This window comes from uncultured Senegalimassilia sp. (assembly GCF_902464545.1).
Lineage (GTDB): Bacteria > Actinomycetota > Coriobacteriia > Coriobacteriales > Eggerthellaceae > Senegalimassilia.
Map to the genome: position 1 here is coordinate 19836 of NZ_CABQJR010000006.1, position 26574 is coordinate 46409.

Annotated in this window: 23 protein-coding genes; 10 read left to right on the forward strand and 13 right to left on the reverse strand. The window is 63.3% G+C overall.

Annotation, left to right across the window (positions count from 1 at the left end; translation table 11 throughout):
* Positions 1-38: 38 nt before the first annotated feature.
* The 6 genes from RDW26_RS02860 to RDW26_RS02885 all read right to left on the reverse strand — a co-directional run bounded on the left by RDW26_RS02860 (position 39) and on the right by RDW26_RS02885 (position 5830).
* Positions 39-1814 (reverse strand): ATP-binding protein, encoded by a 1776-nt coding sequence (locus RDW26_RS02860; RefSeq protein WP_307982444.1) that lies wholly within the window; start codon positions 1812-1814, stop codon positions 39-41.
* A gap of 101 nt (positions 1815-1915) precedes the next feature.
* Complete coding sequence (locus RDW26_RS02865; RefSeq protein WP_052297863.1) at positions 1916-2146, reverse strand: MarR family winged helix-turn-helix transcriptional regulator; 231 nt, start codon at positions 2144-2146, stop codon at positions 1916-1918.
* A 510-nt stretch (positions 2147-2656) separates the two neighbouring features.
* Positions 2657-3550, reverse strand: coding sequence for an aldose 1-epimerase family protein (locus RDW26_RS02870; protein ID WP_307982445.1), 894 nt, complete (start codon positions 3548-3550; stop codon positions 2657-2659).
* 220 nt (positions 3551-3770) lie between these two features.
* A complete protein-coding gene (locus tag RDW26_RS02875; RefSeq protein WP_307982446.1) occupies positions 3771-4754 on the reverse strand; it encodes a TlpA disulfide reductase family protein in 984 nt (327 codons plus the stop codon).
* A 31-nt stretch (positions 4755-4785) separates the two neighbouring features.
* Entirely contained in the window at positions 4786-5691 is a 906-nt protein-coding gene (locus RDW26_RS02880; protein ID WP_374110050.1) for a 4Fe-4S binding protein, read from the reverse strand.
* Positions 5684-5830, reverse strand: a complete 147-nt coding sequence (locus RDW26_RS02885) for a CD1871A family CXXC motif-containing protein (protein ID WP_202898160.1) — start codon at positions 5828-5830, stop codon at positions 5684-5686. The genes RDW26_RS02880 and RDW26_RS02885 overlap by 8 nt, the downstream gene beginning before the upstream one ends.
* A gap of 90 nt (positions 5831-5920) precedes the next feature.
* Here RDW26_RS02885 and RDW26_RS02890 point away from each other — a divergent pair, with 90 nt between their 5' ends.
* Positions 5921-6595 carry a response regulator transcription factor gene (locus RDW26_RS02890; protein WP_307979827.1) on the forward strand — a complete coding sequence of 225 codons (675 nt, stop codon included), beginning with the start codon at positions 5921-5923 and terminating at the stop codon, positions 6593-6595.
* Positions 6592-7734, forward strand: a complete 1143-nt coding sequence (locus RDW26_RS02895) for a HAMP domain-containing sensor histidine kinase (protein WP_307982447.1) — start codon at positions 6592-6594, stop codon at positions 7732-7734. The genes RDW26_RS02890 and RDW26_RS02895 overlap by 4 nt, the downstream gene beginning before the upstream one ends.
* 273 nt (positions 7735-8007) lie before the next feature.
* Here RDW26_RS02895 and RDW26_RS02900 read toward each other — a convergent pair whose 3' ends face one another.
* Both RDW26_RS02900 and RDW26_RS02905 read right to left on the reverse strand, forming a co-directional pair.
* On the reverse strand, positions 8008-9381 hold the full coding sequence (locus RDW26_RS02900; protein WP_307982448.1) for an SPFH domain-containing protein: 1374 nt from the start codon (positions 9379-9381) through the stop codon (positions 8008-8010).
* 144 nt (positions 9382-9525) lie between these two features.
* Positions 9526-10977 (reverse strand): hypothetical protein, encoded by a 1452-nt coding sequence (locus RDW26_RS02905; RefSeq protein WP_307982449.1) that lies wholly within the window; start codon positions 10975-10977, stop codon positions 9526-9528.
* A 362-nt stretch (positions 10978-11339) separates the two neighbouring features.
* On the opposite strand from RDW26_RS02905, the gene RDW26_RS02910 reads away from it, so the two are divergent.
* The 7 genes from RDW26_RS02910 (at position 11340) to RDW26_RS02940 (ending at position 18811) form a co-directional block, all read left to right on the forward strand.
* Positions 11340-13130, forward strand: a complete 1791-nt coding sequence (locus RDW26_RS02910; protein WP_307982450.1) for a hypothetical protein — start codon at positions 11340-11342, stop codon at positions 13128-13130.
* Entirely contained in the window at positions 13130-13984 is an 855-nt protein-coding gene (locus RDW26_RS02915) for a hypothetical protein (protein WP_307982451.1), read from the forward strand. Before RDW26_RS02910 ends, RDW26_RS02915 begins: the two co-directional genes overlap by 1 nt.
* 16 nt (positions 13985-14000) lie before the next feature.
* Entirely contained in the window at positions 14001-14564 is a 564-nt protein-coding gene (locus RDW26_RS02920; protein WP_307982452.1) for a hypothetical protein, read from the forward strand.
* A 65-nt stretch (positions 14565-14629) separates the two neighbouring features.
* Positions 14630-15271: a response regulator transcription factor gene (locus tag RDW26_RS02925; RefSeq protein WP_307982453.1), complete on the forward strand. Its 642-nt coding sequence runs from the start codon at positions 14630-14632 to the stop codon at positions 15269-15271.
* A 154-nt stretch (positions 15272-15425) separates the two neighbouring features.
* On the forward strand, positions 15426-16157 hold the full coding sequence (locus RDW26_RS02930; protein ID WP_294361716.1) for a DUF4428 domain-containing protein: 732 nt from the start codon (positions 15426-15428) through the stop codon (positions 16155-16157).
* Positions 16158-16263: 106 nt separating this feature from the next.
* A complete protein-coding gene (locus RDW26_RS02935) occupies positions 16264-17076 on the forward strand; it encodes a hypothetical protein (RefSeq protein WP_307982454.1) in 813 nt (270 codons plus the stop codon).
* A 256-nt stretch (positions 17077-17332) separates the two neighbouring features.
* On the forward strand, positions 17333-18811 hold the full coding sequence (locus RDW26_RS02940; protein ID WP_307982455.1) for an MDR family MFS transporter: 1479 nt from the start codon (positions 17333-17335) through the stop codon (positions 18809-18811).
* 472 nt (positions 18812-19283) lie between these two features.
* Here RDW26_RS02940 and RDW26_RS02945 read toward each other — a convergent pair whose 3' ends face one another.
* Complete coding sequence (locus RDW26_RS02945; protein WP_042435809.1) at positions 19284-20507, reverse strand: LL-diaminopimelate aminotransferase; 1224 nt, start codon at positions 20505-20507, stop codon at positions 19284-19286.
* Positions 20508-20808: 301 nt separating this feature from the next.
* A complete protein-coding gene (locus RDW26_RS02950; protein WP_307982456.1) occupies positions 20809-21438 on the reverse strand; it encodes a flavodoxin family protein in 630 nt (209 codons plus the stop codon).
* A gap of 173 nt (positions 21439-21611) precedes the next feature.
* Here RDW26_RS02950 and RDW26_RS02955 point away from each other — a divergent pair, with 173 nt between their 5' ends.
* The gene (locus RDW26_RS02955; RefSeq protein ID WP_307982457.1) at positions 21612-24263 is read left to right on the forward strand and encodes an ATP-binding cassette domain-containing protein; all 2652 of its coding nucleotides are present in this window, start codon (positions 21612-21614) and stop codon (positions 24261-24263) included.
* Positions 24264-24345: 82 nt separating this feature from the next.
* Here RDW26_RS02955 and RDW26_RS02960 read toward each other — a convergent pair whose 3' ends face one another.
* Genes RDW26_RS02960 through RDW26_RS02970 form a run of 3 tightly spaced genes read right to left on the reverse strand, consistent with a single transcriptional unit; the run spans position 24346 to position 26571 of the window.
* Entirely contained in the window at positions 24346-25089 is a 744-nt protein-coding gene (locus RDW26_RS02960; protein WP_307982458.1) for a DmsC/YnfH family molybdoenzyme membrane anchor subunit, read from the reverse strand.
* 4 nt (positions 25090-25093) lie between these two features.
* Positions 25094-25996 carry a molecular chaperone TorD family protein gene (locus RDW26_RS02965; protein ID WP_307982459.1) on the reverse strand — a complete coding sequence of 301 codons (903 nt, stop codon included), beginning with the start codon at positions 25994-25996 and terminating at the stop codon, positions 25094-25096.
* Entirely contained in the window at positions 25993-26571 is a 579-nt protein-coding gene (locus tag RDW26_RS02970; protein ID WP_307982460.1) for a 4Fe-4S dicluster domain-containing protein, read from the reverse strand. Before RDW26_RS02970 ends, RDW26_RS02965 begins: the two co-directional genes overlap by 4 nt.
* Positions 26572-26574: the final 3 nt, after the last annotated feature.

Below are 26574 nucleotides of genomic sequence, written 5' to 3' on the forward strand. Positions count from 1 at the left end.
TTTTGGGTTTGGAGAAGGTCAGCGCTACCGTCTGGCGGCTATTGCCGGACGCTGTCCGGACCCCCATTCATCGCCGCAGCGATGATGCGCTCCGCCTTCGCCACGTCGATCGGCTTGGCCATGTGGGCGTTCATTCCGGCTTCCAAGCAGTCCCGCACATCCTCTTGGAAGGCGTTGCCCGTCATCGCGATGATGGGGATGCTTGCGGCATCGGAGCGGTCGAGGGCGCGTATTGCCCTGGTAGCTGCCAAACCGTCCATCTTCGGCATCACCACGTCCATGAGGATGACATCGAAGGTTCCGGCGGGGTTTGCGGCAAACGCCTCCAACGCCTGCGCGCCGTCGCCGGCGATCGACACGTATGCACCGTCGCCCTCCAGAATCGTTGCGGCGATTTCGGCGTTCAGGTCATTGTCTTCAACCAGCAGCAAGCGGCGGCCTTGCAGAGCGGATCCGTTCGCTGCCTGCTCGGTTTCGCGCGGTGCCGGAGCCAGGTCGAACGGGATGGAGATCACGAACGTGGACCCCTCGTTCAGCTCGCTGGAGATATCGATGGAGCCGCCCATCAGCTCGATGAGCTGTTTGACGATGGGCATGCCCAAGCCCGTGCCGCCGACGGTGCCCGCCACACTCGACTCGCGCGCAAAAGGCTCGAACACGCGCTTCAGGAACTCCGGGCTCATGCCGATGCCGGTATCGGTGATCTCCCAACAGAGCAAAACCTTGCCATCGGGCAGCTCGCTTGAGGTCACATGCGTTATCACTTTGCCTCCGGGGCGGTTGTACTTGATGCAGTTGCTGTAGATGTTCAGGAAGATCTGACGCAGGTACAGCTCACTGCCGAGGACATATCGATACGCGATGCTATCCTCCTCCTGGCGGCCCTCCATGATCACGCCCGCCTCGGCGGCGAGCAGCTGCATGATGTCGTCGACATCGGCCTGCAAATGCGCAAAGTCGACAGGCTCGCGCACAAGGGCAAGCTCGCCCTCACCGAGTTTGCTGGCCTGAAGCGTGTCGTCGATAAGGGAAAGCAGGTGCCTGGCCGCTGTCCTCATCTTGCCGTGGCTCTCCCACAGTAGGGCCTCGTCGTCACGGTTGCGTTCACAGAGCTCCAAAAGCCCCAGGATGCAGTTCAAGGGGGTCCTCATGTCATGGCTCATTCGGTGGAGGAAGTCGGTCTTCACCTTGCTTGCGTGGTCCGCGCGCTCGAGAGCCTGCTCAAGGGCCTGCTGCTGGCGCGCCTGGTTCTTGACCGCATCGTCGATGTCCACGAGCACGCCCATGCATGAGCGCGCGATGCCCTGTTCGTCGCGCCGGAACTTCGCGGCGGCGCGGACCCACATGCGCTTGCCGTCCTTGCGCCGCACGCAGTAGTTGACGTCGTACGGGCCTCCCTCCGTTGCGGCGATGCGAAACTCGTTGTTGATGCGAGCAAGATCGTCGGGGGCGATGAACCTGTCCGGGTTCTCGCCGTTTTCGGGGAAGTCGTCCTCGCTTTCGAAGCCGAGGACGCGACGGCACCCGTCGGAAAACCAGAATCCCATGGGGTTGCCTTCGTCATCGAAATCGGCAGTCCAGCAGGCAGCGTACAAAAGATCGCGAGCATCGGCCGCTTCCTGCTCGAAGGCGCGTTCGGCAAGGGCGCGCTGTTTCTGCTTGATTTCGTTCTCCGCCTCGGCGAGCGCGCGCTGCGTCCGACGCAGCTCCTCCATGAGCAGCCGTTCGCGCTCCTCGCGATCCGCGACGCCGGCGAAGTCAAAGGAAGACGAAGCATCTCCCTGCTCCGATCCGGCTTTCAGATCGTCGTTCATGTTCGCCCCCCAATCATCGACCGATACGTCCCGCTTCCGTATGACCCCAACGAAAAGCCGCCGACGCGCTGAGCCGTCGGCGGCTTGGGAACAACTTCAATCTATTGCTTTGAACCGGCTCCGATGAAGTACACGTTGCCGAGCTGGGAACCGTGTTCATCGAAACGCGCCGTCGAGACGATCAGCCCGTCGTCGCGCATGCGGCGAACGGCGCGATCGACCGTCTTCGGGCACACGCCGAGCTTTTCCGCAATGGCGTTTTTGGTGTCGGAGCAACCCTGCGCACCGCACGAGGCGATATAACCGAGAATCCTCAGTTGAGAATTGGTCAACCCCACGCTTTGTTGCCGCCGAGCTGGTTCCGCTCCGGCGTGACTCACAGCAATCCCCTCACTTTTCCCATAATCGGCGGAAGCCGCCGCTCAAAATCTAGCTTTGGGGTACTTTAGCGCAACGCTATCGCTTGCGTCAAGCGTGATGTGTCACCCCCTATTCATCTGCTTGATTACGATTAGTTTTGAGCCGCTATAACCGTTTTATATGGGGTTATGACCAGCTTGGCGAAAAATGAAACGCAACAACTATCATTATTCCATGGCATTTGGGGGCCGGGGGAATCGAAGGCGCGAGCGCCCGAAACGCGAACGTCGCTGAGGGCTCAGCTCTTTAGCGGTTGCGGCGTCTTGCGGCAGCGACAGCCGTCGCGGCGACGTTATCGGCAGCGTCGTTCGCCGTTGCACTCGGGGCGCTGCTGCGCGATGAGCTCTGTATAAGATGCTTATGGGTATGATACTCGTGAGTCTCTTATACAAGCAGCGGATCGACCTTGAAGCGAGGACAAGCTAGAACAGCGTGATATGGAACGTGCGCTCGTCGGTTTCTCCTGGGGCAAGCAGCGTCATGCCGGCTTTGTGCTCGAACACGTCGTCCTCATCGTGGGCGGTGGTGTGCCCCGACCACGGCTCAAGCGCCACGAATGGCGCATCGTTGGCCGCAGACCATACGCCGATATAGGGAAAGCCCGGAAACTCGACGCGCACGCCATGCCCGCTTTTCGCGCCCAGCAGCGTGAGCACGCTGTCGGGAACGTCCGTGAACATCAGCGCATCGTGGGCGAACGACGCATGCGTGAGCACCACGGTGTCCGAGCCCTGCGGGCATTCAAATGCGTTATCCCAGCTCATAAGGCCATCTTCACCGATCACCGGCAATGTGCAGCTCCAGGGTCGGGCGAACTTGAGGACGTAATCCTCGAACGCCTCGTCGACCGCATCGCCCATGGGCACGTTGAACGCCGGATGCCCGCCCACGCAAAACGGCAGCGTCGCGTCGCCGGTGTTCGTCACGCGGAACGTCTGGGAAAGCGTGGCCTCACCCGTGATGGCGTAGGTCATGTTCAGCTTGAAGCTATACGGATACGCGGCGCGCGTTTCGGCCGAATCGCGCAGCCCGAAGGTGACCGACGACCCATCAGCGGCGCGGTCGACCACCGCATGCTCATAGTTGCGCGCGATGCCGTGGCGCCCCATCACGCACGGGCCCTGCGCCGATTCCGCACGCCCATCGCGCAACGACCCCACGATGGGGAACAAAACCGGCGCCCGTCTGGCCCAAAACCGCGGATCGCCCTGCCATAGATACTCGCGGCCATCCAACCGCAGGCTGAGCAGCTGTGCTCCCATGGGGTCGACGACAGCGCTCAGGCGCCCATGGCGAAGGGAAACGGGTTCGAGCATGGCGGGTCCTTTCTTTCGATACCGCTTGCTATCCTACCCGCAAAAAGCGGCGCCCGCATGATATACGGGCGCCGCCATCAAGTTCGCGCATCGCGCTTCGTTTCGCGGGTCAGGGCCGATGCCTTGCTCCCTCGGTGCCGCATGGAAAGCTATCGAGCCCGAAGTCCCGCGTTGCCCGCATGTCGCCAACCCTTGCCGAGCACAGCGTAACCGCCCCGCTTTATCGTCCGCTGTTCGCAATCGCCTCGTCGACCAGCGCGTCGAGCTTCTTCGCTTGCTCGCCGGACGTGATTGCACCCACGATGGGCTGTCCCACGATGTCGCCGTTGCTATCGACCACGTAGGTGGTTGGATACGAGTACAGCTTGGAAGCGAACTTGCCGGCTTCGCTATCCGAGCCGAACCAGATGTTCTTATAAGACACGCCCTTTTTCTCCAAGATGCTCTTCGCCTCGGAAATCGCAGCTTTGTCGCCGTCAAGGGTAAAGGAATTGACGCCCACGACCGCGCCGCCCTTGTCCGCCAGCTTCTGGTTAAGCGCCTCCAATTCCCCAAGCTCGCCCACGCACGGCTTGCAGGTAGTGAACCAGAAGTTGACAACCGTAACGGTGTTGTTCGAGAACAGCTCATCGCTGCTCACGTCGTTACCGTCAAGGTCCTTCCCGTTGAAGCTCGGGAACTTCTCCGTCCCCTCGGCTTTTGCCGTCATGCCCGCGCTCTGGGCGTCAACGCTCTCGCCCTGGCCCGGCGTGCTGCCGCATCCGGGGAATTCCTGCTCCAGAGCCGCAAGCTTGTCCTCAATCCGTTTGATCTGCTCCGCCCCGGTTTTCAGCGTTTCCAGCTCCTGTGCCGTGAACTTATCCTTGGCGCCTTCAAGCGTAGCTAAAAGGAAGTCGCCATAGTTGCTGCCATCCTCGATCATCGGGCTTTCCTTGCTTGCCGAAAGGAACAGCTTCTCCCAAAGCTGCGAATCGGCCGAAAGCACTTCGTTTTCCTTCTGCATAAGCTGCTCATACAGCTTCGCCGCCTCATCGGCTCCGCCCGGCTGCGTCTCGATCAACGCAGCAGCATCGGATGTGCCTGCCGGGCTTTCCTCGCCGCCGGCGCCGGCAGAGCACGCGGCAAGGCAGATTGCCAGCAGAAATACGGCCAACACCGCCGAGATTTTCAACAGCTTCGCATTCATACTCTTGATCTTCCTCATTTCGATTCCTCCGTTTTTCAATCGATATCCGTTATTCGAGCCTATCCGCCTCCGCGGCGCGATGACCACATGACACGCACATGCCGAAGCGATAGCTGATGGCATCAACGGGACAAGCGTTCACGCACATCCCGCAGCGTATGCATTCGGCGTGGTCCGGTGAAGCCGTCACGTCGACATCCATCTTGCAAGTCCTCGCGCACGTACCGCAGGAGATGCATTTGCCCTGATCGACCTTCATCCCCAGCAAGGAAACCTTGTTCATCAGGGCATAGAACGCGCCAAGGGGGCAAACCCATTTGCAAAACGGCCGATAGAACAGCACGCTCAGCACAACAACTGCGATCAATACCGCAAGCTTCCACGTGAACAACGCCCCCAACGCCGATCGGATGCCGCTATCGACGAGGGAAAGCGGGATCGCACCCTCGAGAACGCCTTGGGGACAGATGTACTTGCAGAACAGCGGGTCGCCCATGCCGACGTCGTTCACGAGCACCGCGGGCAGGAGCACTACGGTCAACGCCAACACCCCGTACTTCACGTATCTCAACGGCTTGAGCTTGCTCGTGGACAGCTTTTTGCCCGGAATCTTGTGCAGCAGTTCCTGCAGCCAGCCGAACGGGCACAAAAATCCGCACACGAAACGTCCCAGCAGCACGCCCGTCAAAATCAAGAACCCGGTCACGTAATACGAGAAGCTGAACTTCGACGATCCGACCACCGCTTGAAAGGCGCCAATAGGACAAGCACCCGCAGCGGCTGGACAGGAATAGCAGTTCAAACCAGGTACGCACACCGCTTTCGAACCGCCCTGATAAATACCGCCCTTGATAAGGTTCGGCAGGTGGATATTCGAAAGCAATGCGGCACCCGCCTGGACAAACCCGCGGAAACGGCTTAAAAGCCACGACGCATGGAAGTTTCCCTTACCCAATCCCAACACACTCCAAACACAGCCTGATAGCCTTGCTGAGCACGATGTCGGCCTCACCCCGAAGGGCGCCGACGCCCACCATGGCCGCCCCGACGATCAGCAAGATCGCCTGGAATACCGCCTTCCTTGTTTTGAACAATCTGACACTCCTTTCGTTCTTGGGCATATGTAATCATGTCTGCTATAAAATCCGCGTTAAGGAACAACACGTATGAGCCGGAGGCCCGATATGCGTATTTTGGTTGTCGAGGACGAAAAGGCGCTGTGCGACGCAATCGCCCGCAGCCTTCGCCATCTTGCCTATAGCGTCGATTGCTGCCATGATGGGCAAACGGCTATCGACCTGCTCGCCATCGAAACCTTCGACCTGGTCGTGCTCGACCTGAACCTTCCCGAAGCGGACGGCATGACGGTGCTTGAAACGCTTCGGGAAACCGACCACGACACGAAGGTGCTGATCTTATCGGCACGATGCGACATCGCTGATAAGGTAGGCGGCTTGGACGCTGGGGCCAACGATTACCTGACAAAACCGTTTCACTTAGAAGAGCTGGCAGCCAGGATACGAAGCCTGACCCGCAGGCGATTTATTCAAGACAGCACCGTGCTGACCTGCGGAACCCTTTCTTTTGACACAAGCTCTCGTAAGGCTTGCGCAAACAATCGATCCCTTTCCCTGACTCGAAAGGAAACGGGCATATTGGAGTACCTGATGCTCAACCAAGGGCGACCGGTTAGCCAGGAGGAGCTCCTCGAGCACGTGTGGGACTGCAACGCGAACAGCTTCAGCAATTCAGCCAGGGTCCATATGTCGGCGCTTAGGAAGAAGCTGCGCGAATCGCTCGGGCACGACCCTATCAGCAACCGCATAGGGCAAGGCTACGTGATGGAGGATAGTGAATGAAGGACCTTTCACTGCAATGGCGCATCACGTTGATGACGGCCGCCCTCGTCTGCGCGGCCTGCCTATCGATGAACTTCCTTGTCGGCTACTCCGGAATGCAATATATGGATGAGATCGGCAGCGAGGTATCGGCTTATAGCAACGTGAACGAGGATGTTCCCAAGTCATTCGACCCAGGAAGCGAGGACGTCGGCAATGAGCTGACGATTGTAGTGAGCGACGCGCAAAAGTCGTTCGGCGCTACAAGCTGGTGCATTACCGCTGTGGTGACGCTTATCGGAGGCGTGCTCGCATACTTCGCAAGCGGCCGCGCACTCAGACCCCTACGGGCCTTCGCCGCGCAAATCGAACACGTGCAACCAGGGAATCTTGCCGATTCGAAAATAAGCGAGGATGTGCTTCCGGAATTCAAAAGGTTCAGCGAATCGTTCAACGGCATGATAAATCGCCTTGACGCGGGTTTCGCCGCGCAACGCCAGTTCTCCGGCAACGCCGCGCACGAGTTGCGCACGCCGCTGGCGCTCATGCAGGCCCAAATGGAGCTATTCGCAGTAGAACACCCTGACGTACCGCCCGCGACCAACGACCTCCTTACGCTGCTGCGCGAGCAAACCGAGAGAATGTCGAGCATGACGAGCACATTGCTCGAAATGAGCGAGCTGCGCGCCATCCCCTGCAACGACGAGATCGAACTCGCGCCCTTGATCGAGGAGGTGCTAGCAGACCTCGCCCCGCTCGCCGACCAAAAGGGCATCGCCCTCGCCTGCCGCGGAAACAGCCTGATGAACGGCAGCGACCCATTGATGTATCGGATGATGTTCAACCTTGTCGAGAATGCAATTCGCTACAGCCGTCCCGCCTCAACGATCGACGTAACCGTCGACGAGGAAGACGATCGCGTTCTCATCCGCATCGAAGACGAGGGCTTCGGAATCCCCGAACAGCACCGAGACAGCGTGTTCCAGCCGTTTTTCCGCGTTGACAAATCTCGCAGCAGGGAATACGGGGGCGTAGGGTTGGGCCTGTCGCTGGTATGGGAAATCGCGACGCTTCACGGTGGCACGATCGAAGTCGAGAACAGCTCCAGCCACGGCACCGTCATGCTCGCAACCTTCCCTAAGCTACACGTTGCGAAGTAGCCGATTGGACTCTAAGCGTGCCTCAACCACGGCCCAAGCGCCATGAGCGGCGCATCGTTGGCGAAGAGCCCCTACGCGCAAAAAGCGGCGCCCGCATGATATACGGGCGCCGCCATCAAGTTTGCGCATCGCGCTCTTCCGCACGGGTCGGGCCGACGCCCTGCTGTCGCGCGTCGGCGAGCGAATAACCTTCCGGGCGCTCAGTTGCCGGCGGGGCCTATGCCCACGCCAGGGGCGGAACGGGGTCCCGCCGCACGTTACGCATAAGCCGCCTTACGGGCGCTTCGTGCCGCAGTTGCTGCAGAACGCGCCGGTGTTGTGCTGGCCGCACTGGCAATCCCAACCGCCGTCGCCTGCGGGCTTGGGGCTGCCGCAGTTGCAGCAGAACTTGCCGGTGTTCTTCGCACCGCACGAGCAGGTCCACTCACCGGCTGCCGCGGGCGGCTCGGGCTTGGGGCTGCCGCAGTTGCTGCAGAACTTGCCGGTGTTGGAGGCGCCGCAGGAGCACGTCCACGCATCGCCGCCTGCGGCAGGTGCCGCCGCCGGCGCAGCCGCGGGAGCGGGCTCGGGGGTAGGAGCCGCGAAGCCGCCGCCCGCCGCCACGGGATACTGGCTTTGCGGGGCGCTGCCGCCCTGGCCGTACAGGCCCTGCGGGTTCATGCCGCCAACCGCGTTGGCCATGCCCATGCCCATGAAGCCCATCATGGCGCCGTTCTCGTTCGCGGCCGCCGTGCGCATAGCGTCGGCCTGCGAAGCCGCCAGGTTGGCAGCCGCCATGTTCGGGTCGCGCATGACCGCCGCCTTCTGCAGGTCCTTGATCATCTGCTCGTCCTCTTCGGACGCCGCAATGGCGTTCACGCCGAAGCTTGCCACCTGCAGACCGCGCAGCTGGCCCCACTTCTCCGACAGCACCTCGTTCAAGGCGTCGGCCAGCTCGGTGGTGTGCGCCGGCACGGCCGAGTAACGCACGCCCATGGCGCTGATCTTCGCGAACGCCGGCTGCAGCGCGGTCAAAAGCTCGCTTTTCAGCTGTGAGTCGATCTTGTCGCGCGTGTAGGGCTCCTCCACGTTGCCGCAGACATTCTTGTAGAACATGAGCGGGTCGACGATCTTGTAGGAGTACTCGCCGTTGCAGCGCACGGAGATGTCCACGTCAAGGCCGATGTTGGCGTCCACCACGCGGAACGGCACCGGCTGAGCCGTGCCGTACTTGTTGCCCACGATCTCCTTCGCGTTGAAGAAGTACACGCGCTGGTCCTTGCCCGTGTCGCCGCCGAAGGAGAAACGCGCGCCCACGCGCTCGAACGACTTCTTGATGCGGTCGCCGAGCGTGCCGGACTCGCCGAAGAACAGGCTGGGCTCGGTGGACTTGTCGAACACGAACTCGCCCGCCTCGCCGCAGGCGTCCACGATGGCGCCCTGCTCGACGATGATCATGAACTGGCCCTCGTTCACCGCGATGATGGAGCCGTCCGAGATGATGTTGCTCTCGCCCTTGGTGTTCGAGCTGCGGCCCTTGTCCGAGATGCGCTTCTGGCCCTTCGCGCACAGCACGTCGGCGTCAAGCGAGTCGCAGTAGAAGTACTCGCGCCAAGAGTCGGCCAGCACGCCGCCTGCAGCCCCGATACCCGCTTTGATCAAACCCATGATGTCCTCCTTCTCCGATGCTGCCTGTTCGTTCGTTATCCCAAAACCTGTTCGATTGAGCTTGGTTATACCCGATCGCCCGCGGCGCCGGCCGTTCCGTTACGGAAGCGATGATCGGCGCCCGTTGCGACCGGTGAAAATCGGTTACCGTTTGTCGTCGTCATCCGTTTCCACAAGCGTGCGCGTCTGGTACGAGGTGACGAACGTGTCGTCGCTGCCTGTCAAGTCGAAGCTGCCGTTGACCACGTACGCATGCGCGCTCCGTTGCTCCACCGCCGTCTTCATCTGCGAGTAGAAGTAGAGGCACACGCCAGCGGCCACGACCAGCGGCACGCCCGCATCGACGCCCACGCGAGTGACGGTGTCGTCGAACTGGATGAACCCGAAGTCCACGCCCAGCATGACGGCGCCGACCACCAGGAAGATGCCCAAAAACCACAGCACCACCTTCAGCGGCGACACCGGCAGATCGCCCACCAAGCGCCCCGTCTGGCCGTTCATGGCGAACAGGAAGTCCTTGTCCTTCCAGCGCGTGTGCAGCATCCACACCGGCAGCAGCGCCTGCTTGATCTCGGAGAACGACACCTCGGCGTCCACCGTGGCCGGGTCGACCTGGTCATAGCCGGTGACGGTGTCGCGCAGCTGATCTGCCAGCGTGTTCTCCATGCGGCGCACGGCGCGGTAGCGGCAGTCGTCGGCGTCCTGGTCGTAGCGCTCGGCGGAATAGCCGGGCAGGTAGGCCACCGAAAACGGGGTCAGCTCGTCGTAGTCGAACGGCTCGATGGCGTCCATATGCTCGTCCGGCATCTTCGCCGAACCGTCGGCGGGTATGCGCGTGAACTCCGACGAGCCCTGGCGCCACGCGTTATACACGTGGGTTTCCGTGACCTCGTACTTGCCCTCGCGCCAGGTGCGGATGTTGCGCGCCTCGAAGGTACCCTCGCCGCTGGCCGATCCGTCGTAGAGCCAGAACGGCACGTACACGCCCTGCACATGGGCGATGCGGTTCTGCGCGGCGAATTCCTTCGCAAGGAACTTCTTGCCCTTGTAGTAGTCGGTAAGCGCCTGCTCGGCGGCTGCTTTGTCCAGCTTGAATGGGATGACCAGGTCGGGCTTTGCGGTGTCCACGAACGAGCCGGGCGCCATGGCCTGGTTGCCGCAGTAGGGGCATTCCTGGATGGCGGTGGTGGCGTCGGACGTCAGCTGCGCGCCGCACGACGAGCACAGGTACGTGCGCATGCCGGCGCGCTCCTCCTCGTTCCAGCTGGCACGCGAGAGAAACGATGCGATGGAACTGTCGGCCTGCGCGCCCACCGCCACGGCGGCGTCGATGACGTCCTCGGTGACCACCGACGACGCCCCGGCGGCCTCGTCGGCCATGCGCTCGAAGCTTGACCGCTCGCCGGCTTCGGCACGTGCCGCCGCAGCCTCCGCCTTCTCATCGGCCTCGCGCTGCTTGGCCGCATACGCCTCCTCGACCTGGGCCGGCGTGAACGTGGATTCGCAGAATTCGCACTCGAGCATGCCGCTATCGCCCTTGTAGCGCAGCGGCCCCATGCAGTTCGGACATTGATAGTTCACCGATTCTTGGGCCATGGCTTTTTCCCCTTTCCCGAATGCGTGTGTGGAGAAAACCTCTGGTAACAGCTTACCAAAGCAGGGCGTTTCAGAAGCACCATGCTGTCCCATTTTCAGCCGCATTTCAGCAACCCGCGGCCCGACTTTGCGATCCGGGGAACAATAGCCGATCGAGCGCGTACAATGAGCCGAAACGACCGGGGCCCAAGCGGGGATGCGGCAGCGAAACGGCCGCCGCGCGAAGAAGCTTCGGGGTCATCGGGGCGGGCTGCCACACCAGGGCGGGCCCTTCCCCGCCAGGGAAAGGCAAACTGCCACGTCAGGGCTGGTTTTCCTTATCAGGGGCGAAACGGAGAGCAAACGGGAAGGGGAAGGCGGCCATGGACGTCGACCGCAAACATGTGCTGATCGCGTGCGCCATCGCAGGCGCCGTGCTGGGCCTGGTGCTCGCCGCGCTGCAGGCCGCGGGCTCCTTCGCCACGCCGAGCCTGCACGGCATGCCCACCGGCGCATCACGCTCGACGGGCTTTATGCTGGCCATGGCCCCCTTGCTGGCTGCCTGGGGGTTCACCATCCACCTGCGCTGCTCGGACGCGCTCATCACACGCTACCTGAAAGCCAACGCCGCCCTGTGCATCGCCTGGCTGCTCATCGTCACGCTGAAGTACCAAACCGGCAACGACCACCTGGTTTCCATCATGTGGTACCTGTATTACGTGCCCATGCTGCTAACCAGCACGTTCAGCCTGTTCAGCGCCATGCGCGCCGCGGCGCTCGACCGCAGGCCCGTCACAGGTTACGCGAAACGGGCCGTGCTGGCCATCGACGCGGCGCTCATCGCGCTGGTGCTCACGAACAACCTGCACCACGTGGTGTTCCGCTTCTCGTTCGACGACCCGTTGTGGTCGGGCAGCTACACGTACGGCCCGGGGTATTGGGTGGTGCTCGGGTGGATCATCGCGCAGATCGCGTTGTTCTTCGCCTGCTCGTTCGCCGCGGCGCGCCGACAGCTGCGCAGCGCGTTCGTGCCCATGGCCCTTGTCGTGGGCGTGCTCGGGGTGTACACGGTGCTTTACATCCTGCGGTTCCTGATCGGCTCCAACCTTGCGCTCGTGTACAGCATTCTGCTGATATCCTGCCTTGAGATAGCTCTTGACCTGGGGATACTTCCTTCATACTACTGGAGCGAGTCCATGTTCTCCGCGCTTCCGTTCAACCTGCGCATCCTTTCGCGCACCGGCGAGGTTGCGCTGCACACCGCGCAGTTCCACCCAAGCGACAACGACGACACGCTGCATCCCATGTTCCTGCAGTCCGGCCTTCCCCGCCGGAGCATCTCGAGCTTCCGCACCACGGCAGTCCCACACACGCTGTTTCGGGGCTACAACGTTACCGGCGGGTCGGCGCTGCTGGCCGAGGACGTCACCGCCATCGACGATCGGCGTGAAACGCTCGAGCAGCAGCAGAACAGCCTGCGGGCGCACAACGAGCTGCTGAAGCATCGCCACGCCATCGACAGCGTGCTGTACCGCACGCAACAGGAACGAGGGATGGTCGACGAAATCGAGCAGACGCTTGCGGCCAAGACCCGCCGCATCGACGAGCTTCTGTCCGACCTCCCCCGCGGCAACGACCCGCAAAGCTTGGCGAAGCGGCGCGAGCGGCTCACCGAGGTCAAGCTGCTCATCGCGTACTGCAAACGAAAGGGTGGGTTGGTGCTTGCCGGGAAAAGCGACCCGGCGTTCAACCGCGAACGCCTTCAGCTGGTGTTCAACGAAACCGCCGCCGACCTGCGCACCTTGGGCATCGACTGCGCCGCGCTCGTGGACGTCAAGCGCACGCTGCCCGCCTCCACGGTCAGCGTGCTCTACGACTGCTTGTACGATTTCGCGGCGGCGGCGTTCGCAGCGAGCAACCCCATCCTCATGCTATTCGTCAGCGACAAGGCCGAAGCCGGCGAAGGCGAAGGGTCGGGCGACGGGCGTCGCCGCGTCGTGGAGATGCGCGCCGCCCTGGAGGCCGAGGAGTCGGCGCAGACCGAGGGATATACGCGCTCCCTTGAGGAGCTGCGCCGGATCCTCGAGCGCCGCAACGTCCGCTTCGCCCTTGACATCGCACCCGATGGCGCAACGCTGGCGGTGCAAGTGAGCGAAGGCGAGGGGGTGGCGTGATGGAAGAGCTGCTGTTCACAAAAATCCCCGTGGTCGCAACGCTTACGGCAGTGTTCTTCCTGCTTACCGCCGCGCAGACGCTGCACGCGCTGTTCCTGGCCGCGCGCAAAAACGCCCGCCCGGTATCGGCTGACACCGTCTACGAGGCGCTGTTGGTGGTGCATCTGTATCTGGCAACCGCCACCATGCTGTCGGCATACGCCAACCACGGCACCCTGCTGCTGCACCTGCGCGTAACAGCGCTACCCTTAAGCGTGCTGCTCTGGTTCAACCTGGCCTTGGCGGTCATGGGGTTGGCGCTTGCCATCCGATACCGCAAACCGGTGATGACCTGGGAGATCGTGTTGTTCACCCTGTGCTCGCCACCCGTCATCGACGCTGCTGGCACCTTCGATCCGTACCTGTTCATAGCCGACGCCGCGTTCCTGACGTTCCGCGTCAGCGCCGGGTTGATCTTGGACATCCGGCGGTTCCGCAACAGCATCACGCAGCTTTCCGCCATCGAGGCCGTCGACCGCCTGCCTGAGGGCCTTGCCATGGCAGATCGAAGCGGCCGCGTGCTGTACATGAACGACGCCATGCGGTGGTGCCTCATGGAGCTCGGCTTCGCCACCGACCAGTCCGACGTCAGCATGTTGTGGGAAAACCTGTGCGAAATCGCGAAACGTGGCACGGCGCCCATAAACGACGTGCTGCCCGAAGGCGTGCGCATCCAGGTCGGCGAGGGCAACGTTCGCCTGTTCAAGCGCGACACCGCCGAGGTCAACGGCAAGACGTACCGTCGCTTGACGGCCATCGACGTCACGGAGGAGGAGCGGCTCAACACCACCATCGCGCGCGAACGACCTGCTTAAGCAGGCGAATCGCGAGTTGGAGGAATCGCTTGCGGGCGTCCGCGAGGTCGCGCGCAACGAGGCCATGCTGCACATGAAGGCGCGCGTGCACGACACCATCGGCCAGCGCCTTTCCATCTTGCACCGCTACCTTGAGGACGGCGGCAGCAACCCCGAGGCGCTTGACCAGGTCACGGACCTGGTACGCAGCATGATGGAAGACCTTGCGCGCGCCGACGACGAGCAATCGCCCACCGAGCTGGCATCCATCGTGCACGCGTTCGAGCTGGTAGGGGTTCGCCTCGAGCAGATCGGCCGCCTACCCGAGGCGCCCGCCGTGGCCGAGGCGTTCGTCACCATCTGCCGCGAGGCTGCAACCAACGCCGTCAAGCACGGCCAGGCCCACAACGTGCGCATCGCCTTCGAGGAAAGCGACGGCTCGTACACGCTGCGTGTAACCAACGACGGCCTGGCGGGTCCCAGCGATTTCCGCGAGGGAACGGGGCTTCCCAGCATGCGCGAGGCCGTTGGCGCGGTCGGCGGCACCTGCCAGGTGACGGCAACCCAGCCTTTCACGCTAGAAGCGGTGGTTCCACGGTAGAATAGAGGGCATCGCCGCTGTTCCGGCGATATGAAAGGACCGCCTTCTACGCCCAGGGGGACGCCATGATCGACATGGTCATCGCCGAAGATCAAGCCATGCTGCGCGACTCGCTCGCGTGCGCCATCGACATGCAGGACGACATGCGCGTCGTCGCGGCCATCGCCGATGCGGCCGATGCCCTTTCCGCGGTCGAGAAGCACCACGCAAACCTTACGCTTTTGGACGTGTGCACGGAAAACGATTCCAGCGGCATCGTGGCGGCCGCCGCCATCAAGGAGGCGCACCCCGACGTGCGCGTGGTCATCATGACGGGCATGCCCGAGATCACGTTCGTCGAGCAGGCACGCGCCGCCGGCGTGGACAGCTTCGTGTACAAAAACGTTGGCACGGCCGAGCTCATCGCCGTCATCCGCTCCACCATAGAGGGCTATTCCACGTTCCCTCGCCCCCAATCCAACGCGCTTTCCGGCGCCGCGGCGCTCACGCAAACGGAAATCGACATCTTGCGCCTGGTGTGCGAGACGAAAACACGCAAGGAGATCGCGCAGGAGCTGTACCTGTCCGAAGGCACCGTGAAGCGCCACATCTCCGAGATCCTGGCGAAAACCGGCTACGACAACATCCTGCGCCTGGCCGTGCACGCGGTCTCCAGCGGCCTCATCATCCCCGGCATGGGCCGCACCGGCGAACAATCTGAGGAATAGAGCGCATAGCCGAGCCTTTGCGGCTCCCCGAACGGCAACCTGAGCCGTTCGGTGCGCTTTTGCACCCCTTTTCGAGCCGCAGGGCGCTTCTTCGCCTTCCCCGCTTCTGCCATTATCAAGACACGGAGTTGGAGACGACGAAAGGGGGCGCGACATGGGGCTGTTCGGGAAGATGTTCGAAAAGAAAACCTGCAGCATCTGCGGCGGCGAGATTGGGCTTCTGGGCAATCGCAAGCTTGAGGACGGCAACCTGTGCAAGGAGTGCGCGGGCAAGCTGTCGCCGTTTTTCAGCGACCGACGCGCGAGCACCGTCGAGCAGATCGCCGAGCAGCTTGAGTACCGCGAGGCCAATCGGCAGAAGGTGGCGGAGCTCAACGTCACGCGCACGCTCGGCTGCGACATGAAGGTGATGCTCGACGAGGATGCGAAGCGCTTCATCGTCACGCGCAATTCCCGTTGGCGCGACGCAAACCCCGACGTCATGGACTTTTCCCAGGTCACGGGCTGCGACACCGAGATTCGCGAAACCCGCAACGAGCTCACCTGGAAAGACGACGAGGGTCATTCGCAAAGCTACGACCCGCCACGCTACGACATCGACTACGACGTGTACGTCACCATCCACGTGAACTCGCCGTACTTCAATGAGATCACGTTCAAGGTCAACGACTACCGCATCGAGGAACGCAATTCCGTGGAATACCGCGAGGCGGAGCGTCAGGCGCAGCAGATTCGCGAGGCGCTCACGCAGCTTCGCGAGACCGTTCGCGAGCAGGCGGCGGCAGCCGCGGCGCCGAAAACCGCGCAAACCTGCCCGTTCTGCGGCGCCACCACCGTCCCCGATGCGCAAGGACGCTGCGAGTACTGCGGCGGCGCGATGGGATAAGCGCCCGCCGGGTTGATTTGAGGCAAGCGCGTAAGCAGGGCACACGCCTTCGGCAAGGGACCGAAGGTTCGCCATAGGAGCATCAACAAGAAAGGGAGTGAGGGACATGAAGAGGAAGCTATTGGTATGCGCGTTGGTAGCATGCGCGATGACGCTGTGCTTGGCACTGACCGGCTGCGGCGGTGGCGGCGCGACCAACGACAAGGACGCGAAAGAGGCGTTCATCGGATCGTGGAAGCTGGCGGGCATGGTGTCCGACGGCGAAGAGGCCACCGCTGAGGACATCGCCATGCTCGACGCGTTCGGCATGAGCGTGGGCCTGAACGTTAACGAGGACGGCACCTGTGCTCTCGTCATGTTCGGCGAGCCCCTTGATGGCACGTGGGAGGCCAAGAGCGCCACGGAGGCCAAGTTCACCATCGACGGCAGCCCCATCACGGCGACCATCACCGACGGTAAGCTGCAGATGACCGACGACGGCTACGCCATGACGTTCGAGCGCGGCGAGGCCAAGGCCAGCAGCACCGCGGGCGACGCGAAGGCCGCAACCACCGCCGACAAGAACACCGTTGCCGTTGACAAGGTGCTCGTCGACGATGAGAACTGCACCATCACCGTGCTGAACAAGAAGCAGGATTGGCTCGACGACTGCGGCTACACCTTCAAGGTTGAGAACAAGACCGCCGACAAGACCGTCCTGTTCATGGCCGAGTATGGCACCTTCAGCGTCGACGGCCAGATGGTCGACTTCACCCTGACCGAGACCGTCAAGCCCGGTATGTTCGCCGAGACCTTCGGTTACTTCGACAGCACCAAGGTTACCGACATCGACGCCATGAAGAACGTCGCCGGCACCATCAGCCTGATGGACAACGACAGCTACGAGACCATCGCCAGCTATCCCATCGAGCTCGCCTAGCACCAAGCGCAACGCGAACGAAGCGCCTCCCCCCTCCCACGGGAGGCGCTTTTCGCTTCTCCACAATTTCAACGCTTACGAAACGAGGGTAGTTTCTGCTAGGCTAAAAGCAATTAGTGGTAGTCAGCAGCGCCCGCAAGCGGGGTCTGCAAAGGATGAAAGCTTCCTTTGCAGACCCCGCTTTTTGTTTTGTTCGGGCTCTTTTGCGCCCGGTCAGGTGCTACGCAAAAGTCGGAAAGGAATGTACGGAAACAGTATGCAAGGTTTTGATCCCCATAAGGCGCACATCGAGGTTGCGCACCCCTACTTGACCATGATGGGCCTGTATCTGGGCGGTTTCACGGGTATGTTCAGCGAAACGTCGCTCAACATCGCGCTGCCGCAGCTGACCGAGGCGTTCGGCGTCGACATGGCCGTCATGCAGTGGGTAGTCATCGGATATATGCTGGTCATCGGCATCGTGCTGCCCTTCGCCAGCCTGCTCATGAAGTGGTTCAGCGTGCGCAAGCTCACGCTGTTCGCGCTAGGCGCCTTCTTCGTCGGCTCGCTGATCAGCGGATTCGCCCCCAGCTTCGAGGTGATGTTGGCGGGCCGTTTGGTGCAAGGCGTGGGCACCGGCCTGGTGCTGCCCATGATGTTCGCCCTGGTACTTGAGGTGTTCCCACCGGTGAAGATCGGCGCTGCCATGGGCTTGACGGCGCTCATCATCATGTTCGCCCCTGCCATCGGCCCAACCCTCTCGGGCATTATCCTGGGTGCTCTGAGCTGGCGCTTCATCTTCTTCACCTTCGCCGTGGTGCTGGCCGTGGCCATGGTGTTCGCAGCGAAGTTCCTGGTGAACCCTTACAATCTGACGCGCCCCCGCGTCGATGTGCTTTCGTGCGTGCTCTCGTGCCTGGGATTCGGCGGCGTGGTGCTGGGCGCCGGGCTTGCCAGCCTGTACGGATGGACCAGCGTCGAGGTGGTGTCCGCGCTGGTCATCGGCGCGGTCTGCATTGCCGCGTACGTGTATCGCCAGCTGCACATGGAGACTCCCGTGCTTGATGTGCGCGTATTCCGCCAGCAGGGCTACCGCGTAGGCGTGACGTTGGTGATGCTGAACTTCGGCATCACGCTTTCTGCCATGTATCTGTTGCCGCAGTACATCCAAAGCGGCATGCTTTTGCCCGTTGCCATGACCGGCATGCTCATGCTGCCCGGCGGCATGGTGAATTGCATCGTGTCCGTTATCGCCGGCGGTCTGTACGACCGCATCGGCGCCCGCATCCCGGCGCGCGTCGGTTTCGCCCTGTCCATCGCCGGCACGGTGATGTTCCTGCTGGCGACGCCCGAAACGCCCATCGCGTATGTGGTTTGCGCTCACGTAATCCTGATGATCGGCGTGCCGCTGGCCATGTCGCCGAGCCAGACGAGCGCCCTGAACTCGCTGCCGCACAGCATGAACGCGGACGGCTCCACCATGATGAACACCCTGCAGCAGGTGCTCGGCGCCGTTGCCACCGCCGTCGCCACCAGCCTGTTGGGCATGGGCCAGGCGGCAAACGCGGAAGGCAGCGCGATCGCGTTCACCAACGGCGTGCACTGGGGTTTCACGTTCACCCTAGTGCTCGCAGTTGCCGCACTGGCGGTATCGATGCTGTTGAAGAAGCGCAGCTATGCCGACGAGGCCGGGGCGTCCGAAGGCGGCGCTGCGTCGGCGCATGGCGAGGCGCCCGCAAGCGCCCCGCAGGCATAGGGCGCAACGGCGGCTGAGGGCTGCTAGCAATAGGAACAGGTAGCCCACGCGGCTCTGATGTCCGCGTGGGCTAAGAATGCAAATCAGGCAAGAACCGCAAACAAGAGAAATAACTGCCGATATAGATAATTCTCTTACGTCGCTTATTCCCCATCCGTGGCGTTATATGCCACAAATAATGACTCATTCACTCACTGTGCAGAAAATGCACAGTTTTCGACCCCTTTTGGCTCCTAAGCCCTGTAGATCACTGCCCGGTAACCGGTTTACACCGGTTACCTTTATATAGCTGGATATACCTTGCGCTGGTGGGTTGTCGTGTCCCCTGCAAGCGCATCCAAGCATACGAAAAAGGGGCCACAGGCCCCCTTTTTCGACAACTATGCACGCAACGGCGGCTATATACGCCAAAGCTACCGCGTACGCTATGGCAATCGCAATTGCAGCACCAGCAAACGATCGCCCGCCGTCTCTACTCCCCCATGAGCTTCTGGATGCGCTCCATGGCCTCGACCGTGGCGTCGGCATCGCCGAAGGCGGTCAGGCGCACGTATCCCTCGCCCGAGGGGCCGAAGCCTGCGCCCGGCGTGGTGATGATGTTAGCCTCGGTCAGCAGCTTGTCGAAGAACTCCCAGCTGCCCACGCCCTCAGGCGTCTTGCACCAGATATACGGGCTGTTCACCGCACCATACACGGTGAACCCGACGGCCTCGAGACCCTCCTTGATCACGCGTGCGTTGTTACGGTAGTACGCAAGCGTCTCCTCGATCTGGCGCTCGCCTTCCTCGGTGTAGATGGCCGCGGCACCGCGCTGGATGATGTAGCTGGCACCGTTGAACTTCGTGCACTGGCGACGGTTCCACATGGCATTGAGGCTCTGGCCGTCGCGGACCAGCTCCTTGGGCACCACGGTGTAGCCGCAGCGCGCGCCGGTGAAGCCCGCCGTCTTGGAGAACGAGCGGAACTCGATGGCGCAGGTCTTGGCGCCTTCAACCTCATAGATGGAGTGCGGCACGCCCTCTTCGGTGATGAAGCGCTCGTAGGCGGCATCGAACATGATGATGGCGTCGTTGGCGTTGGCGTAATCGACCCATGCCTTCAGCTGCTCGGCGTTGAGCACCGTGCCGGTGGGGTTGTTCGGGCTGCACAGGTAGATGACGTCCGCGCGGCCCTCGGGGAGCGCCGGGCAAAAGCCGTTCTCTGCGGTGGTGGGCATGTACACGATGTTCGTCCAGCGCTCGGCGGCTTCGTCGTAGTCGCCCGCGCGGCCGGCCATGGCGTTGGAGTCGACATACACGGGATACACCGGGTCGCACACGGCCACCACGTTGTCAACGTCCAGGATGTCGCCGATGTTGCCGCAGTCGGACTTTGCGCCGTCGGAGATGAAGATCTCGTCGTCGGCGATGTCGACGCCGAGCGCGTGGAAATCGCGCTTGACGATGGCGGCGCGCAGGAAATCGTAGCCCTGCTCAGGGCCATAGCCGTGGAAGGTCTCAGACTTGGCCATGTCCTCGACGGCAGCGTGCATCGCCTCGATGACTGCCGGGACCAGCGGGCGCGTAACGTCGCCGATGCCCATCTTGATGAGCTTCGCCTCGGGATGCGCCTCGGAGTACGCGGCGGTACGGCGGGCGATCTCGGAGAACAAATAGCTGCCGGGAAGTTTCTGATAATTCGGGTTGACCTTAGCCACGAAGGGCCTCCTTGCACGTTCGGTTTCCGCAAGCGGCGGCGCGACCGCGACCGCCGCAGTTTTCATACGGGCCCATTTTGCGGCGGATTTCCCCAAGATTTCCGAAATGTAACGTAGAGGTTCCCGGATTTAACACGGAAGCGCCGGCACAAGGCCGGCGCTTCACGAATGCGTCAAATAACGGCGCGGAACCAGGCAGTTAGCGGATGCGGTTCGCAATCTGGCCGATCGAGATAGCGGACGCGGTTCGTCATCCGACCGCGCGAACTAGCGGAGCTAGCTCGTCGTCTAGCCGCCTGAGCTAGCGGATGTAGTTCGTCATCTGGCCGCGCTCGGCAACGGGGACGTCGACGCCCGCGGCCTTCCCGGCTTCGATGCACTTGAGCAGCCACGCCATGTTCTGCCCGATGTTGCGCATGGTCTGCAGGCCCTCCGCGTCCTGCGCTGCCTCGCCCGGCAGGCGTCCGTGCACGTTGTTCCAGTAGGTGGACGACACGACGGGCATCTCGCAGAAGGTGAAGTACTTGTTCAGCACGTCGAACGACGCCGTGGTGCCGCCGCGGCGCGCAACGGCCACCGCCGCGCCGGGCTTATGGCGAAACGCTGCGCCACCTGCGTAAAACGCGCGATCGAGCGCGCACAGGATGCGGCCCGAGGGGTGCGCATAGTACACCGGCGTGCCGAAGACGAAGCCGTCGGCCTGCGCGGCCTTGGCAATCAGCTCGTTGACCACGTCGTTTGCGATGACGCACTTCCCGCCCAGCTCGGCGCACTTGCCACAGGCGATGCAGTCGTTGACGGGCTTGTTGCCCAGCCACATGGTTTCCGTCTCAACGCCGTGCCCCTCAAGCGCGGCGGCAACCTCGGCGAGCGCAACCGACGTGTTGCCCTCCTGCCGCGAGCTGCCGTTGACCAGCAAAACCTTGCTCATAGGAATATCCTCTCGTCTGGATGACCCGGTAGATGTCAAACCCATTGTACAAGCGCCAACCTCCGCCAATCAAACAAGCACACACCCCGGACACTTCGGGGAAGCGGCATCCCCACCCCGGGCTCGCCTTATAATGGAAGGCATCGTCACGCCGTCGCCTGAAAGGCATCGCCATGAACCACCTGCCCACCAGCAAAACCAGCATTGCGCCCGCCAGCCCTACGCATATCGAGGTGCGCGGGGCGCGCGTCCATAACCTGCGGAACGTGAACGTCGACATCCCGTTAGGCCAGTTGGTGGGCGTGTGCGGCGTGTCGGGCAGCGGGAAAAGCTCGCTGGCCCTGGGCGTTTTGTACGCGGAAGGCTCGCGTCGCTACCTGGAGGCGCTGTCCACGTACACGCGCCGCCGCATGGGGCAAGCCGCGCGCGCCGACGTCGACGAAGTACGCTACGTCCCCGCCGCGCTGGCGCTGCACCAGCGTCCGAGCGTCCCCGGCGTGCGCAGCACCTTCGGCACCATGTCCGAGCTGCTGAACAGCCTGCGCCTGCTGTTCAGCCGCGTGGGCAGCCACCCGTGCCCGCACTGCGGCGCCTACGCCCCGCCCTCCATGTCGGTGGCCGCCGAGCAGCCGATCACGTGCGCGACCTGCGGAAAGACCTTCTTCGGCCCCGGCGCGGAGGACCTTGCCTTCAACAGCGGCGGCGCCTGCCCCACGTGCGGCGGCACCGGCACCGTACGGCGCGTGAACGAGGCGGCGCTGGTCCCCGACGAGAGCAAAACCATCAACGAGGGCGCGGTGCTTCCCTGGGGAAGCCTGATGTGGGACCTCATGAAGCAGGTGTGCGGCGAGATGGGCGTACGCCTTGACGTGCCGTTTTCCGAGCTCACGCCCGAGGAGCGCGACATCGTCTTCCACGGCCCCGCCGAGAAAAAGCATATCCTGTACAAGGCGAAGAAGGGCGACAACTTCGCCGAGCTCGACTTCACCTACTACAACGCCGTCTACACCGTGGAGAACGCGCTGGCAAAGGCGAAGGACGAGAAGGGCCTGGCGCGCGTTGCCCGCTTCCTGACCGAAGGGCCGTGCCCGGATTGCGAAGGGACGCGCCTGTCGGCGGCGGCGCGCGGCCCGATCGTGCGCGGGATAAACCTGGCGAAGGCATGCGAGATGACGCTCGACGAAGCCGTGACCTGGGTAGACGGCGTCCCGGAAACGCTGGCGCCGGACCTGCGCCCCATGGCGATCTCTATCTGCGAGTCGTTCCAACATACGGCGCGACGGCTGCTTGAGCTGGGGCTGGGCTACCTGTCGCTCGAACGCGCGGGCTCCACGCTGTCCACCGGCGAACGCCAGCGCGTGCAGCTGGCGCGCGCCGTGCGCAACCGCACCACCGGCGTGCTCTACGTGCTGGACGAGCCCTCGATCGGCCTGCACCCCGCCAACATCGACGGCCTGCTGGGCGTCATACGCGACCTGTTGGCCGACGGCAACTCGGTGGTGATGGTCGATCACGACACGCGCATCCTGGCCGCGGCGGACTACCTGGTGGAAATGGGCCCGGATGCCGGAGCCGACGGCGGGCACGTGGTGGCGTGCGGAACGCCGACGGAGCTGCGGGCAGATAATCGCTCGCTGATCGGGCGGTACTTGCCGGCGAAGGGTGAAGCGGGAAACGCCACGGACGCGCCGACGCGCGGCAATGGGCTCGAGTCGCGTTCGCAAACGGAAACTGGAGCGGTTACCGCGACTGGAGAAACGCTGCCGCAGACCGAGGCAGCCGAACACGCCGCGCCCACATCCGACCCCATGGCGAATGTGCGCCCGCGCTGCCCGGAAAACCAGCTGTTCGAGCGCGGCACCATCCACTTGGAGACCAACGTGCTGCACACCGTGCATGCGCTGTCGGTAGACCTGCCCGTTAACCGGTTGACAGCGGTCACCGGCGTATCGGGAAGCGGCAAGACCACGCTGGTGCTCGAGGAGCTGATTCCCGCACTGAACAGCGCAAACGCTGGCGAAACGCTTCCCGCCAGCATGCGCGGGATCGACCCCGCCAGCATCGTCCGCGCGCAGCTCATCGACGCAACGCCCATCGGCGCGAATGTGCGCTCGACCGTCGCCACCTACTGCGGAGTGCTCGACGACTTGCGCCGCGCATTCGCTCGCACCGAGGAGGCAAAAACCGCCGGCCTGAAGGCGGGCGCGTTCTCCTACAACACCGGCAAGCTGCGCTGCCCCACCTGCGACGGCACCGGCCAGGTGTCGCTTGACGTGCAGTTCCTTCCCGACGTGGACGTCCCCTGCCCCGATTGCCGCGGCCGCCGCTACAGCGGCGACGCCGACGCCATCACCTGGAACGGGCACACGCTCGCGCAGCTCATGGCCATGAGCATCGACGAAGCGCTCGTCGCGTGCGCTGGCCTCAAGAAGGCGCACGCCATGCTGCAAACGCTGCACGACCTAGGGCTCGGCTACCTCACGCTCGGCGAGGCCACGCCGGCGCTCTCCGGCGGCGAGGCGCAGCGCCTGAAGCTGGCCAGCGAAATGGGCAAAGCCCAGGACGGGGCGCTGTTCGTGTTCGACGAGCCCACCATCGGCCTGCACCCGCGCGACGTGCGCACGCTGCTGAACGTGTTCCAGCACCTGGTGGAGCAAGGCGCCACCGTGGTGGTGATCGAGCACGACCTGGACTTCATCCGCAACGCCGACTACGTGGTGGACATGGGCTCGGGCGGCGGCCAAGCGGGCGGCCGCGTAGTGGCACACGGAACCCCGGCGCAAATCGCCCAAAACCCCGCCAGCCTGACCGGCAGCTATCTATAAGCCGCCCGCAACCGCAAAAGCGGCCCGAAGGAGAACCCTCGGGCCGCTCGCCGTCCAACGCAACGTCTATGCGCGGATCATCCTACAAAATGCTTGCAGCGTAGAAACCATAACGCGCCACGGCAAGCGCCACCACAGCCGCAACCGCAACCACGCTCCACGGCAGCTTCGCACCCGCGAAGCCCTTCGCCAGCGCACACGCTGCGGCAGCGGCGGCCAGCACCGCGCCCACGATCAGCAGCGCAGCATCGGCGCCGGCGCCCGCAAACGTGGCCGCTTCCCAGGCAAACGACAACGCCGCCAACGCGGCCACAACACCGCACGCTTTCGCAAAGCAGTCGCCCACCTGCGCAAACAATGCCCACAGCGCAAAACCGCAGCCGACCGAGCCCAGCACGAAGAACGGCCACACGCTTGCCGCAGCCCACGCAGCGTTGCCGTAGCTTCCGGCATACGCGTAGGCCTGCACGAACATGAGCAGCACGGCAAGCACCGTCGCCACGATGCGCACCGCACGGTTAACGGCCGCGGACTTCGCCGCCAGCGCCACGTCGACGATAAGCGCCACGCACGTCAGCCCGGCGAAGATGCCCTCCATCACCAGCGAGGACGTGAGGTTCGCCAGCATGTACACCATATACTGCGGACGTCCCAGGTACGTCACGGAAGCCAACGCGCCCACGGCCATAAGCGCAAGCATCACCAGCGGAAACAACCAGGCTCGCTTGTTTTCGCCACGTTCGGGGAACACCGCCGACGCCAGCGACGCGCCCGCGCCCAGCCCCGTGAGCGTGGTGAACGCGAAAAGCGGGAATTCTGAAATCATGCGATCAACCTTCCAATCGATCGAGTTCGGTCAATTCGTTATCTGCAAGGCCGGCCAAGCGCAACCCGGACAGCTGCCGCACAGCCTCGCGCAGCTCGGCAGCGGAACCGGTCCCGCATGCGGCAGCCGTACACGCAGCAACGCGCTTGCCGCCGCCTGCATCCTCGGCCGCGCTTTCGCCCTCAGGCTTGCGCCCGGGCTCTGCGACCTGTTCGAACCAATACGCCACCTCGCCCAGAAACACGCTATCTATCTGGACAAACGCAGCAATCGCTTCAAGCAGCTGCGGATAGAGGACCGCCTGCGAGCCTGCACGGGAATTGCGCACGAGCCGCGCGTACTCCCCGAGCCAGTCGGCCAGATACCCCTGCACCATCTCGTGCTGCGCGCGGGCCGCATCCGCGAAGCCGGCATCGCCGGCGGCGAACGCATCGAACAGGGCCGCCGCCCGCCGGGCCGCAAAATCAAGCAGCGCGGCCACATGATCGTCGGGAACGGCCTGCTCACGGCGCATGCGCACGCCTTGCGCACGGTACAGCGCCCGCACGTCGAGCGTAGCTTGCTGGAACAGCGCCGCGTCACGGCTGCCCGTATAGGGCGCGCGGTACGGCGGCGCCGGCAACGCGCCGGGCCCTTCGAACACGCGCGTGTACTCGTCATGCACGGCACCCAGCGCACGATCCGCATCCTGGGCGGCAAGCTCGTCTAACAGCTTCGCCAATCCGGCCATCTGCTCGCAGTCCTGCGCGTACGCCGAAACCGCCGCGCGCGTGCACGGCCCGCAGAGCTCGACCAACAGCTCTCGGCTAGGCTCGCCGCCCAAGCACTTGTGCGCCAGCTCGTAAAGCCATGCCCGCGCCGCAAGCAGCTCCGCCGCGCCGGCGGCTTCGGCCTCAAGCGTGCTCACAGCACGACCTCGGTAAACGCCGGATTCGCTGCCGCATCGCTCGGGCGCACCAACAGGTTCGGGTGCGTGCGGTCGGCGCTGCCGAGCACGGGCAGCTCGCTGACGCAATCGCTTCCGTATTCGCGGCGCAGCTCGTCGATGTCGCCGAACTTCAGCGCGCGCGTGGGGCACGCGTCGACGCATGTGGGGTTCATGCCGGCTTTGCGCAGGTCATAGCATGAATCGCACTTCACGATCATCTGCGCGTCGGCATCCCATTGCGGAGCGCCGTACGGGCACACCGTCATGCAGTTTTTGCACTGCACGCAGCGCGCGTCGTCATGCAGCACGATGCCATCGGACGTCTTGTGCATGGCAAGCGTCGGGCAGTTCGCCACGCACGCGGGGTCATCGCAATGGTTGCACCCCACCGACAGATGAAACATCCCCACCTGCGGGTAGGTTCCCATCTCAAACGATTCCACGCGGCGCGGGCGCGCGCCGGGGGCCTGGATGTTGCGGCGGTCTTTGCACGCAACCTGGCACGTGCGGCACCCGATGCAGCGCGTTGCGTCCAAGTAAAATCCCAAAGCCATATT